This window comes from Cryobacterium sp. TMN-39-2 (assembly GCF_004402745.1).
In the GTDB taxonomy this organism is placed as follows: domain Bacteria; phylum Actinomycetota; class Actinomycetes; order Actinomycetales; family Microbacteriaceae; genus Cryobacterium; species Cryobacterium zongtaii.
The window spans coordinates 1-12,047 of the sequence record NZ_SOFX01000034.1; the positions used below are offsets into that span (position 1 = coordinate 1).

The window sequence follows — 12,047 nt, forward strand, 5'->3', positions numbered from 1 at the left end:
GCCCGCTCGAGCAGCGCCCGGACCGCGGCTTCGAAGGCCGCTGCCGCCAAGGCCGCTGCCGCCAAGACCGAATCGGCCACCAAGGCCGGCGCGGCCCGCGCCGCAGCGACCAAGTCCGCCGCGGCGAAGTCTGCCGCCGCCAGGACCGCCGCCACAGCGTCTGCACGTGCCGCCACCGCGGCTGCCGCCGCCGCTGCGGCACGATCGGCTGCCGTTGAGGACGCACCAGCCGCTGCGGAATCCGTCACTATAGAGCCCGTAACGAAAGCGCCCGTCGCCTCAGTGCCCGACACGGCCGCGCCCGCTGCACCCGAGCCCGACGCCACCATGGTGCTGCCGGTCGTGCCGGTCGCCCCCGCGCTCTCCGCCGACGACGAGACCGTCGTCTTGACGATGCCGGCCTCCCCGGAGTCCGACGACACCGTTGTGCTCACCGTGATCCCTGCGACGAGCGCCCCTGCCTCCGAGCCGGCCCAGCCCGCGAAGCGGCCGTTCTGGCGGCTGCCCAGGTTTGCTCCGAAGCAGACCGAGGCCGTGTCTCCGACCGACCTCGGCGCTGCCGAGCGCACGGATGCCGTGGCAGCCGGGGTACCAGCGAGCCCCGAAGCCCCTGTTGCACCCGCTCGGACTACGGTGCCCGTCGTCTCGGCCGCGGATCGCACCGGCCAGGCCACCGCGGTCCCCGAACCCGTTGTCGGTGCCACGGCGCAGCGCATCCCGCCGGTAGTGCGCAAGCCGATGGCCCCGCGCACCGGCGCATCCGCCGTCATCGGGGCGTCCCCTCGCGTGGAGATCGCGGTCAGCGGGCTGAACAAGAGCTTTGGCCAGAACGTGGCCGTCGCCGACGTCAACCTCGAAGTTCGGGCCGGGTCGTTCTACGGCATCGTCGGCCCTAACGGCGCGGGTAAGACCACCACGCTGTCGATGATCACCGGGCTGCTGCGGCCGGACTCCGGTTCGATCCAGGTACACGGCGTGGACGTGTGGGCCGACCCGATCGCCGCCAAGCGCACCATTGGAGTCCTCCCGGACCGGCTGCGGCTGTTCGACAGGCTCACCGGTGCACAGCTTCTCTACTATTCCGGCGTGCTGCGGGGCCTCGAGAGCGAAACCGTGCGGGCCCGGTCCGCCGACCTGGCCGCGGCGTTCGGCCTTGAGGATGCTCTCAACCGTCTGGTCGCCGACTACTCGGCGGGCATGACCAAGAAGATCGCCCTGGCCTGCGCGATGATCCACTCGCCGCGCGTGCTGGTGCTCGACGAACCGTTCGAATCGGTCGACCCGGTGTCGGCCGTGAACGTCACCGAGATTCTGCAGCGCTACGTCGCTGCCGGCGGAACGGTGATTCTCTCCAGCCACGGTATGGACCTCATCCAGAGGGTCTGCGACCACGTGGCGATCATTGTGCAGGGTTCGGTGCTGGCCGCGGGAACGATCGACGAGGTGCGCGGCAACGTGTCACTCGAAGAACGCTTCGTCGACCTCGCCGGCGGACGAAAGGTTGCGGAGGGCCTGGAGTGGTTGCACAATTTCTCGGACTGAAACTGAGGCTGCTCGCCAATCTGTTCCGGCGTAGCCCCTGGCAGGTCGTGGGAGTGGTGCTCGGCCTGCTCTACGGGCTGCTCGTCGCCGCGGCCCTGGTGGCCATGCTCATCACGTTCCGGTTCGTCGACGACGTCGGCGCCATTCGGGAGGGCCTCATCGTGGCCGGCTCGCTGGTGGTGCTCGGCTTCTTCCTCGTGCCGCTCGTCTTCGGCGTGGACGACAGCATGGACCCGCGCAAATTCTCCACCCTGGGCATCCCGAACAAGCAGCTGTCGTTCGGCCTCGCCGTATCCGCACTCGTCGGCGTACCGGCGACCACCCTCGCGCTGGTGCTGCTGGGCACCATCGTGACCTGGTCCAGGGGTGTGGGGGAGACCCTGTTCGCCATCCTGGCGGCCGCGCTGCTTCTGGCGACCTGCATGCTCGCCTCCCGGGTGAGCACGTCCATCTCGGCATTCCTGCTGTCCACCCGCCGCGCCCGCGAGTTCACCGGCATCATCGGCATCCTGCTGATCGTCATGATCACCCCCGTGGTGGTCCTGCTGGTCAATGTGGACTGGAGCAAATACGGGCTCGACGTGCTCGGCGGTTTCGCGAGCATCCTCGGCTGGACGCCGCTGGGCGCAGCGTGGGCCGTGCCGGGAGACGCCGCTGTCGGCGACTGGGGGATCGCCTTCCTCAAGCTCCTCATCGCCGCCGCGACCGTGTACCTGCTCTGGCTCGCCTGGCAGGGTCTGGTGGCCCGGATGCTCATCACGCCGGGTCGCGAGGCTCAGGCCAAGGCCTACGTCGGCCTGGGCTGGTTCGACCGGATGCCGCACAACCCGATCGGTGCGATCGCCGCGCGCAGCATCACCTACTGGGGCCGCGACCCGCGCTACTGGGTCTCGCTGATCATGATCCCCATCGTCCCGGTCCTGGTGATCCTGCCTCTCGTCTTTGCGGGGATGCCCTTCGAATACCTCGTCCTCGTTCCGGTGCCTCTGATGTGCGTCTTCCTCGGCTGGACGCTGCACAACGACGTCGCGTATGACCACACCGCCATCTGGCTGCACGTGGTCTCCGGACCGCGCGGAGTGGCCGACCGCGTCGGCCGGCTCGTTCCGGCGCTCTTCGTGGGCATCCCGTTGATCGGGCTGGGCTCGGCCGTCAGCGTCAGCGTGCACGGGGACTGGGCGGTGCTGCCCGGTCTGCTCGGCGTGAGCACCTGCATCCTGCTCGCCGGGCTGGGCTTTTCCAGCTTCACGTCGGCCCGGTTCCCCTACCCGGCGACCAAGCCGGGGGACAGCCCGTTCGCGCAGCCGCAATCGTCGGATACCGCCGCCGCGATCATCCAGTCGTTCACCTTCGTCGGGTCCATCGTGGTGGCCCTGCCGGCCATCGTGTGCGCCGTTCTGGGTGTCTTCGTGGATCCGCTGTGGAACCTGCCGGCGCTCTACTGGGGGCTCGGCATCGGCTTCGTCATGCTGATCGGCGGGGTCTGGCTGGGTTCGCGGACCTTCGAACGCCGTGGTCCCGAAATGCTCTCCTCCGCATTGCGCGCGTAGCTGCATACACTTGATTCCATGACACACGACATTCGCGCGAGCATCGCAGAGCCTGGCCGCGGCCCAGATATTGGTGGCGGAACATCCACCCTCGATCGTGAACTCGAGGAACTGCTCAACCAGGAGCAGATCGAGCCCGGTGACCACGAACGCTTTTCGCACTATGTGCCGAAGGACAAGATCCTCGAGTCGGCGATGACCGGCAAGCCGGTCAAGGCGCTGTGTGGCAAGAAGTGGCTGCCGGGCCGCGACCCGGAGAAGTTCCCGGTCTGCCCGACCTGCAAGTCAATCTACGAAAAGATGAAGCAGGACTGACCCGCTAGTTGGTAGAGCTTGTCGACACCCCGCTAGCGGAACACCGTCGGGATGACGACGTCGCCGCGGCCGAGCCTGAACGCATCGATCGGCAGCTCACGCATGGCCGCGGCGTTCTGCTCGCGGGCCAGCCGGGTGCCGGCTGCGCCCACGTAGCGTTCGTCGACAACCCCGGCCTCCATGAGCGGCACCAGCAACGACCGCTCCGTGGCTCCGGCGGCGCGGGGTTCGTGGGCGTCAACCGGTGCGTCCTTCGGGCCATTCGCCGCCACCATGACGACCTCTTCGCGCGCCGTGCCTGTCGCGTCAAGGAGTCGTACGGCGCTCTTGCGCCCGCCGACCGAGGCCTTCGAGGCCGAGGTTTTCGCCACCGAAACCCACTCGTCTGCGGTGTTCCTGTGTGCCACCAGCTTGTAGACCATGCCGGCGGCCGGTGCGCCGGACCCTGTCACGAGTGAGGTACCCACCCCGAACGCATCCACCGGCGACGCGGACAGCGCCGCGATCGAGTACTCGTCCAGATCGCTGGTGACGGTGATCTGGGTGTTCACGGCGCCGAGCGAGTCCAGCTGGGCGCGCGCGGCGGCGGCGACGGTGGGAAGGTCGCCGGAGTCGATGCGGATCGAACCCAGCCCGGTGCCGGCCACGGAGACGGCCAGTTCGATGCCGCGCTCGATGTTGTAGGTGTCAACCAGCAGCGTGGTCGACGCGCCGAACGCATCCACTTGGGCGCGAAAGGCGTCCTCTTCGGTGTCGTGCAGCAGGGTGAAGGAATGCGCGGCGGTGCCCATGGTGGGGATGCCCCAGCTCCGGCCGGCTTCGAGGTTGCTGGTGGAGGCGAACCCGGCGATGTACGCGGCGCGGGCCGCGGCCACGGCGGAGTGTTCGCCCGTGCGGCGGGATCCCATCTCGGCCAGCGGCCGGCCCAGGCTCACCGACACCATGCGGGCGGCGGCGCTGGCCACGGCGCTGTCGTAGTTGAGCACGCTGAGGATCAGGGTCTCGAGCACGACGCACTCGGCGAAGGTGCCGTCGACCTGTATCTGTGGCGAGCCCGGGAAGTACGCGTCGCCTTCGCGGTATCCCCAGATGTTGCCGCTGAAGGAGTAGTCCGCCAGCCAGTCGAGGGTGGGCGGGCGCACCACGTTGTTGGCGCGCAGCCAGTCGAGTTCAGCGTCGTCGAACCTGAAATCACGGATCAGGTCGAGCAGACGGCCGGTGCCGGCCACGATCCCGTAGCGTCGGCCCGCGGGCAGCCGCCGGGCGAAGGCCTCGAACATGCACTCCCGGTTCGCGGTGCCGCTCTGGATCGCGGCATCCACCATGGTGAGTTCGTAGCGGTCGGTTCGAAAGGCAGAAGTCTCGGTCACGCGAGAAGCCTAGCCGTCACCGCACTGCCCGGACTGGACGCCCGGTGCACACCCTCCCGCCGCCCGTTCGCCGAGATACGTCAAACGGCCCCGTCAGATGCACTGAAGGGGCCGTCTGCGGCAACTCGCGGATCCCGGCTGGGGCCTACAGGGCGCCGAAGGCGACGATGCAGTTCTGGCCGCCGAAGCCGAACGCGTTCACGAGGGCGTGTTTGATGGGCTGGATGCGCGCGGTGAGCGGCGTGTAATCCAGGGTGCAGTCCGGGTCGGGGGTGCGCAGGTTGATCGTGGGCGGAACGATGCCGTTCTTGATCGACAGGGCGCCGACCAGGGCGGACAGGGCTCCGGCAGCGCCGATCATGTGCCCGGTCATCGACTTCGGCGCGGTGATCGAGATCTTGTCCGCGAAGTGGCGCAGTGAATTTCGGATCGCGAGGGTCTCCGCCTTGTCGTTGGCCTGGGTGGAGGTGCCGTGGGCCACGATCATGTCGATGTCGGCCGGGTTGAGCCGGCTCTTGTCCAGGGCGCGGGTGATCGCCTGGCTGGCGTACGTGCCCGACGGGTCGGGGGCCACGATGCTGAAGCCGTCGCTGGTGAGCGCCCCACCGAGCACCTCGGCGTAGACGCGGGCACCCCGGGCGCGGGCGTGGGAGAGCAGCTCCATGACGAACACCACGGCGCCCTCGCCGAAGACCAGGCCGTTGCGGTTGGCGTCGAACGGGCGGCTGGCCTCGGTGGGTTCGTCGTTGTGGGTGGATGCGGCGTGCATGGCGTTCAGCCCGGCGAACATCACCGGGGTGATGGCGGCCTCGACACCGCCGGCGATCACGACGTCGGCGTCGCCGGTGACGAGCATGGTGCGCGCCTCGAGGAGGGCATAGGCACCACTCGCGCAGGCCAGGGCGCTGGCGTTCACCGGGCCGTGCACGCCCAGGTCGATGGCGATCTCGCAGGCGGCCATGTTCATCAGCGACTGCGGAACGAAGCGGGGCGAGATGCGGCGGGCACTACCGGCGTTGACGTGCTCGGTGGCATCCTGGATCTCGGCGTAGCCGGACACGGCGCTATTGACGATGACGCCGGTGTGGATACCCTCCATCGACGGCCCGAAGCCGGCGTCCGCGACTGCCTCGCGGGCCGCGGCGATCGCCAGCTGGGAGGCGCGCGAGGCCCGCTTGACCTGCTTGATCGACATCCGCGTGGCCGGGTCGAAGTCCTTCACCTCACCGGCGATCTGGGTGGGCAGGTCGGTGGCGTCGAACTGCGTGATGCGGGCGACACCGCTGCGGCCGTTGGTCAGGCCGTCCCAGGTTTCGGTCCACGAATTACCGAGGGGCGTCAGTGCGCCCAGTCCGGTGATTACGACTCGATCATTCATGACGATCATCTCCTCAGACGGCGCGAGGGACGTCTCCGGTGCGGGCTCTGCCTGGTTGGCCTGGCCCATATGCCGAGTGTAGTTACGGCTATATTCCGGCCCACGTACGTTGGGCGGTTCTGGGCATATAGCGGTGTCCCGCGTGGCCGAAGGCCGAACCCGGCTAGGCTTGATCGACGTGACTGATGCACCGATTGGGATTTTCGACTCCGGGGTCGGCGGGCTTACCGTCGCCCGGGCCATCAAGGACCAACTGCCCAACGAGTCGATCCTGTATATCGGCGACACCGCGCATTCGCCCTACGGGCCGAAGAAGATCGCCGATGTCCGCGAGTACGCACTCGAGGTTCTCGACGACCTGGTGTCCCAAGATGTGAAGTTGCTGGTAATTGCCTGCAACACCGCTTCTGCGGCCGTGTTGCGGGATGCCAGGGAACGTTACAGCGTCCCGGTGATCGAGGTGATCCAGCCCGCGGTGCGCCGTGCGGTGGGCACCACCCGCAACAAGAGGGTCGGCGTGGTCGGTACGGCGGGCACCGTGAACTCTCGGGCCTACAACGACGCGTTCGCCGCGGCCACCGACATCCAGCTGTTCTCGCAGGCCTGCCCGCGCTTCGTGGAGTTCGTCGAATCCGGAGTCACCACCGGCGCGGAAGTGTTGCGCGTCGCCGAGGAATACCTCGCACCGCTCAAGGCCGCCGACGTGGACACGCTCGTGCTCGGCTGCACCCACTACCCGTTCCTGCGCGGGGTCATCTCCTACGTCATGGGTGACGCGGTGACGCTGGTCTCCAGCCACACTGAGACGGCCAACGACGTTTACAGGGTGCTGGTGGGCCAAGGCCTCGAACGGGTGGATGCCGCCCCGCCCAGCTACCGCTACGAGGCCACCGGCGATAGCGCCGACGACTTCCTCCGTCTCGCCCACCGCCTACTCGGCCCGGAGATCTCCCACGTGGACCTCGTCGCGACCGGCACCATCAGTCTCAGCGAGGTGACCAGACTGGCCGCCTCGACCGCTCCATCCCGCCTCTTCACCCCCCGTCATTCCAAGGAGAACCCGTGACCGACATCCTGCGCGCCGATGGCCGCACCAACGACCAGCTGCGCCCCGTCACCATCGAGCGCGGCTGGAGCGACCAGGCCGAGGGATCCGCGCTGATCTCCTTCGGTCGAACCAAGGTGCTCGCCACCGCGTCGTTCACCAACGGCGTGCCGCGTTGGATGGCCGGCAAGGGCAAGGGCTGGGTCACCGCCGAATACTCGATGCTGCCGCGCTCGACGAACTCCCGCATGGACCGCGAGTCGGTCAAGGGCCGTATCGGTGGCCGCACCCACGAGATCAGCCGGCTGATCGGTCGGAGCCTGCGCGCCGTCGTCGACATGAAGGCGCTGGGCGAGAACACCATCGTCATCGACTGTGACGTGCTGCAGGCCGACGGCGGCACCCGCACCGCCGCCATCACAGGCGCCTACGTGGCGCTGGCCGACGCCCTTGAATGGGGCCGTGAGAAGAAGTTCATCGCCCAGAAGGCCCAGCCGCTCACCGACAGTGTCGCGGCCGTCTCGGTGGGCATCATCGCCGGCGTGCCGATGCTCGACCTCGCCTACACCGAGGACGTGCGCGCCGAGACCGACATGAACGTCGTCGTCACCGGTCGCGGCAAGTTCATCGAGGTGCAGGGCACGGCCGAGGGCGCCCCCTTCGACCGCAGCGAGCTCGACTCCCTGCTCGACCTGGCCCTCGGCGGGGCGATCACGCTCACCGAGCTGCAGAAGACCACGCTGGGCCGCTGACATGCGCGTCGTTCTCGCCACCCACAACGCCCACAAGGTCGAGGAGCTGCGCCGCATCCTCGCGCCCATGCTGCCGGACCTGGAGGTGCTGGCCTACGACGGGCCGGAGCCTGTCGAGAACGGCGCGACGTTCACCGAGAACGCGCTGATCAAGGCGCGTGCCGCCGCCGCGCACACCGGCCTGCCCGCCATCGCGGATGACTCCGGCATCTGCGTCGATGTGCTGGGCGGCGCACCCGGCATCTTCTCTGCCCGCTGGGGCGGGCCGGCGCGGGACTCCGAGGAGAATCTGCGTCTGCTGCTCTGGCAGCTCAGCGACATGACCGACGAACACCGGGCCGGTCACTTCACCTGCGTGGCCGCGCTGGCGCTGCCGAACGGCGTGGAACGGGCTGTCTCGGGGGAGTGGCCGGGTCGTATCTTGCGGGAGCCGGCCGGTGCCGGCGGCTTCGGCTACGACCCGATCTTCCAGCCGGACGGACACGACGTATCGGCCGCCGAACTGCCCGCCGACGCGAAGAACGCCGAGAGCCACCGGGCAGTCGCCTTCGCGGCCCTCGGGCCGGTACTCACCGAGCTTCTGGCCAGCTGAGAACGGCACTCATTCCCAACTAGCCGCCGGGCTGGCTTTCGCTCGGGCGGGCTCGTAGCGTTGACGCATGGGCCACGATCACGCATCCGCTTCGACGAGCAATCGTTCACGCCTGTCGATCGTGATCGGCCTGGTCGCTGCGGTCCTCGTCGTCGAAATCGTCGGCGCCTGGTTCACCGGCTCGCTGGCGTTGCTCGCCGATGCCGGCCACATGTTCTCCGACCTGGCCGGTCTGATCATCGCTCTCACCGCTACCGTCGTCGCGGCCCGCCCCGCCACCGATCGGCAGACCTTCGGCTACCAGCGGGCCGAGGTGTTCGGTGCGCTGCTCAACGGCCTGATCCTGATCGTGGTGGCGGGCTTCGTGGTCGTCGGTGCCATCAACCGGCTGACCTCCGGCGCCACCGCCGAGGTTCTGGCCGGCCCGATGCTCGTGGTGGCCGTGGTCGGCCTGCTGGCCAACATCGTCGGGATCCTGCTGTTGCGTCCGGCCGCGGCCGGGTCGATCAACATGCGCGGCGCCTACCTCGAGGTGCTCGGCGATGCGCTGGGATCGGTAGCCGTGATCGCGGCGGCCGTCGTCATCCTGCTGACCGGTTTCGCGCAGGCGGACGCCATCGCCTCACTGGTGATCGCCGCGATGATCATTCCGCGGGCCTTCGGTCTGCTGCGCGACGTGGTGCGGGTGTTCAGCGAGTCGGTGCCGGCGGATACCGATGTGCGGGCGATCCGGGAGCATCTCGAGGGCACCGCCGGCGTCGTGGCCGTGCACGACGTGCACGTGTGGGCGATCACGTCGGGGTCACACGTGTTCAGCGCCCACATCGTCGTCGAACCCGAGCTGCTCGCGGCCGGACGGTCTGGCGCGCTGCTTCGCGAGCTGTCCGGATGCCTGTCCGACCACTTCGACGTCGAGCACTCCACGTTTCAGCTCGAGCCGGCCGATCATGCGGCGGATGCCGAACACGAGCACCACTCGCACCGCTGACGTTCTGAGCGTCACGCGCTGAGGAGGGGGTCAGGCCTCGTGCTTGCCGTCGTTGTCGGTCTTGAAGGTCTCGGGATCGAGCACCAGGTTCTTCGGGTCAACGGTCACGCCGGAGCGGGCCTCGCGGCGGGCTTTCACGGTGGACTGCACGTAGTGGTAGATCGTGGGGAGCAGGGTGAGCACAACGGCGCCCAGCAGGATCAGGTCGATGTAGTTGCGCACGAAGTCGGCCAGCGGCGGGATGTAGCCCAGGAAATAGCCGAAGAAGGTGAGGCCGGCGCCCCAGATCATGGCGCCGATGAAGTTGTACAGGCTGTACTTGCGGTAGTCCATGTGTCCGACGCCCGCGGCGACCGGGGCGAAGGTGCGCACGATCGGCACGAAGCGGGCGGCGATCACGGCGAAACCGCCGAAGCGCACGAAGAAGGCGTTCGTGCGTTGCACGTTCTTGACGCTGAACAGGCCCGATTCCTTGCGCTCGAACACCCGCGGGCCGAGCCTGTGGCCGATCAGGTAGCCCACCTCGCCGCCGACGAAGGCGGCAGCACCGATGGCCAGGGCCACCCACCAGATGTCGATGGTGATGATGTCGAAGAAGACGAACAGGCCGGTGATAACGAGCAGGGTGTCACCGGGGAGCAGGAACCCGATCAGCAGGCCGGTCTCGGCGAAGACGATCGCGCACACACCAAGCAGCGCCCAGGGTCCGAATCCGTTGATGAGGATCTCGGGGTCGAGCCAGGGGATGAGTGCTGTGTTAATCACGAAGAAAACTCCAGTCGTCGGCGGCTAGATCGGCCAGTCGGCGGTGATCGCTTGCGTCGCTACAGGTTAGCGCGTTCTGGCATCTGAAGGCCTGATGAAGGGGTGGGCTAACCCCCCAATGTGTTGTGAGATCCGGTGCTCGTGCGGGCGTCGAGGCGCATCTGGGCACGATCGGCGAACCAGGTGCGCAGGCCGAAAACTATCGACGCCGTGATGAAGAAGCCCGCGATGATGTAGGCCGCGCTCTTCACTCCGGGGATCGCTGCGGCGTAATAGCCCGTCAGGGTGATGCCCACACCCCAAGCCAGGGCTCCGACGATGTTGCTGGAGAGGAATTTGTAGTAGTTCATGCGGCCGACTCCGGCAACGACGGGAACGAAAACCCGTGCCCACGGCATGAAACGGGCCACGACCACCGCCCACCAGCCGTACTTGAGGTAGAAGGACTCGGTCTTCACAATTGCCAATTGGGTGCGCCGGCCACCGCGTTTGTCGAGGTAGCCGCGACCGTATCGTCGACCGAGCAGGAAGCCCACCTGGTCGCCGAGGAACGCGGCGATCCCGACGCCGACGGCGAGCACCACGATGTTCAGGTTGGTCGTGGACGCTGCCACCAGGCCGGCGCCGAACAGGAGCGAGTCACCGGTGACGAACGGGATGAACACCCCCAGGAACAGGGCAGTGCCAGCGAACACGAGGGCCCAGACGAGCAGGTAGAACACCACGACTCCCGCGCTGGAGAGGAAGTCGCTGAGCTGGCCGTCCAGGGCCGCGGCGCGGACCATCGGCTAGCGCGCCAACCCGTCGAAAACGGCGCCGTTGTAGGTGAACGCGGCATCGACCTCCGCGACGAGGGCGTTCACCTCGGCCGGTGCAAGCGACATGGCATTCAGCCGATCGCGGTAGGCACGCTTGTATTGCACGATGTTGTTGATCGCATCGAACCTGTAGAAGCCCAGCTGTTCGGGCGCGGCACCGTAGTACCGGGCCACCAGAGCCGCGATGGCCTGGCCGCCCGACAGGTCACCGAGGTAGCGGGTGTAATGGTGGGCCAGGCAGCGCACCCTGTCGGCACTGGTGAGGGACTGCAAGTGGGCGATGTACTCGGTCGTCGCCGGCAGCGGCGGATGCTCGCGGCGCCAGTCGTCGACGCCCAGCGCGGCGAGGTCGCTTTCGATGGCGGGCAGCCGGTCGAGGGCGGGGTCGAAGACGTCGATGCGGTCGACCTGGGACACCCGGTCGACGAGCTGCTCGAGAGCCTCATAGACCCAGGCGTACTGCCCGAGGTACCGGGTGTAGTCCGCGAGCGAGAGCGCACCGCTCATCAGTTCGGTGATGAAGGACCGCGTTTCGGTATCGCGGTGCTGAGTGCTCGAGCTGGCGCGAAGGTAGTCGGCCAGATTCTGCTGCTGGTCCTGGGGGCGCTGTGGAGAGCTGGGGGTCGCGGTCATGAGAACCGATCTGCTGGGAGACGAGTAAGGCAATCCTAACCACAGCGAATTCAGGGTGGCCAGCATCGAAGAGAATTCTCGGTTACAGCGGAGCCGGACGGCATCTGAGTGCCGACAGCCGGAGCCCGTCGGTGCGGGAGAAGGGACTTGAACCCTCACGCTCGAAAGCACAGGTACCTAAAACCTGCGTGTATACCAATTTCACCACTCCCGCGAGTGAGGCTCCAGTCTAGAGTGCCCTGGTTCTGCGCCGGAGTGGTGGAACGGTCACCCGTCCGGTCAGGCTGTGGATAACTCGC

General features: G+C 67.7%; 12 protein-coding genes and 1 tRNA gene. 7 read left to right on the top strand and 6 right to left on the bottom strand.

What is annotated here, in order from left to right; all coding sequences use genetic code 11:
- The first annotated feature begins 738 nt into the window (after positions 1–738).
- The 3 genes from E3O57_RS12400 to E3O57_RS12410 are packed head-to-tail and all read left to right on the top strand — an operon-like array spanning position 739 to position 3,407.
- Entirely contained in the window at positions 739–1,542 is an 804-nt protein-coding gene (locus E3O57_RS12400) for an ABC transporter ATP-binding protein (protein ID WP_134480754.1), read from the top strand.
- Positions 1,518–3,092 carry a hypothetical protein gene (locus E3O57_RS12405; protein ID WP_174776342.1) on the top strand — a complete coding sequence of 525 codons (1,575 nt, stop codon included), beginning with the start codon at positions 1,518–1,520 and terminating at the stop codon, positions 3,090–3,092. The genes E3O57_RS12400 and E3O57_RS12405 overlap by 25 nt, the downstream gene beginning before the upstream one ends.
- 18 nt (positions 3,093–3,110) lie before the next feature.
- A complete protein-coding gene (locus E3O57_RS12410; protein ID WP_088455545.1) occupies positions 3,111–3,407 on the top strand; it encodes a DUF3039 domain-containing protein in 297 nt (98 codons plus the stop codon).
- Between the two features lie 32 nt (positions 3,408–3,439).
- Here the strand turns inward: E3O57_RS12410 and E3O57_RS12415 are convergent, their stop codons facing one another.
- Positions 3,440–4,777 (bottom strand): nicotinate phosphoribosyltransferase, encoded by a 1,338-nt coding sequence (locus E3O57_RS12415; RefSeq protein ID WP_103480171.1) that lies wholly within the window; start codon positions 4,775–4,777, stop codon positions 3,440–3,442.
- A gap of 145 nt (positions 4,778–4,922) precedes the next feature.
- Complete coding sequence (locus E3O57_RS12420) at positions 4,923–6,224, bottom strand: beta-ketoacyl synthase (RefSeq protein ID WP_198414981.1); 1,302 nt, start codon at positions 6,222–6,224, stop codon at positions 4,923–4,925.
- Positions 6,225–6,333: 109 nt separating this feature from the next.
- On the opposite strand from E3O57_RS12420, the gene murI reads away from it, so the two are divergent.
- From murI to E3O57_RS12440, 4 genes are all read left to right on the top strand, one after another.
- Positions 6,334–7,221 (top strand): glutamate racemase, encoded by an 888-nt coding sequence (gene murI / locus E3O57_RS12425; protein ID WP_103432628.1) that lies wholly within the window; start codon positions 6,334–6,336, stop codon positions 7,219–7,221.
- Positions 7,218–7,952: a ribonuclease PH gene (rph, locus tag E3O57_RS12430; RefSeq protein ID WP_088455547.1), complete on the top strand. Its 735-nt coding sequence runs from the start codon at positions 7,218–7,220 to the stop codon at positions 7,950–7,952. The genes murI and rph overlap by 4 nt, the downstream gene beginning before the upstream one ends.
- 1 nt (position 7,953) lies before the next feature.
- Complete coding sequence (gene rdgB / locus E3O57_RS12435) at positions 7,954–8,544, top strand: RdgB/HAM1 family non-canonical purine NTP pyrophosphatase (RefSeq protein ID WP_103459568.1); 591 nt, start codon at positions 7,954–7,956, stop codon at positions 8,542–8,544.
- 67 nt (positions 8,545–8,611) lie between these two features.
- Positions 8,612–9,532 carry a cation diffusion facilitator family transporter gene (locus tag E3O57_RS12440; protein ID WP_103459567.1) on the top strand — a complete coding sequence of 307 codons (921 nt, stop codon included), beginning with the start codon at positions 8,612–8,614 and terminating at the stop codon, positions 9,530–9,532.
- 30 nt (positions 9,533–9,562) lie between these two features.
- Here E3O57_RS12440 and E3O57_RS12445 read toward each other — a convergent pair whose 3' ends face one another.
- The 4 genes from E3O57_RS12445 to E3O57_RS12460 all read right to left on the bottom strand — a co-directional run bounded on the left by E3O57_RS12445 (position 9,563) and on the right by E3O57_RS12460 (position 11,962).
- Entirely contained in the window at positions 9,563–10,297 is a 735-nt protein-coding gene (locus E3O57_RS12445) for a DedA family protein (RefSeq protein WP_088455550.1), read from the bottom strand.
- Positions 10,298–10,404: 107 nt separating this feature from the next.
- On the bottom strand, positions 10,405–11,082 hold the full coding sequence (locus tag E3O57_RS12450) for a DedA family protein (RefSeq protein ID WP_174776258.1): 678 nt from the start codon (positions 11,080–11,082) through the stop codon (positions 10,405–10,407).
- Between the two features lie 3 nt (positions 11,083–11,085).
- Complete coding sequence (locus E3O57_RS12455; protein ID WP_165788009.1) at positions 11,086–11,748, bottom strand: heme oxygenase (biliverdin-producing); 663 nt, start codon at positions 11,746–11,748, stop codon at positions 11,086–11,088.
- A gap of 132 nt (positions 11,749–11,880) precedes the next feature.
- Positions 11,881–11,962, bottom strand: a tRNA-Leu gene (locus E3O57_RS12460).
- Positions 11,963–12,047: the final 85 nt, after the last annotated feature.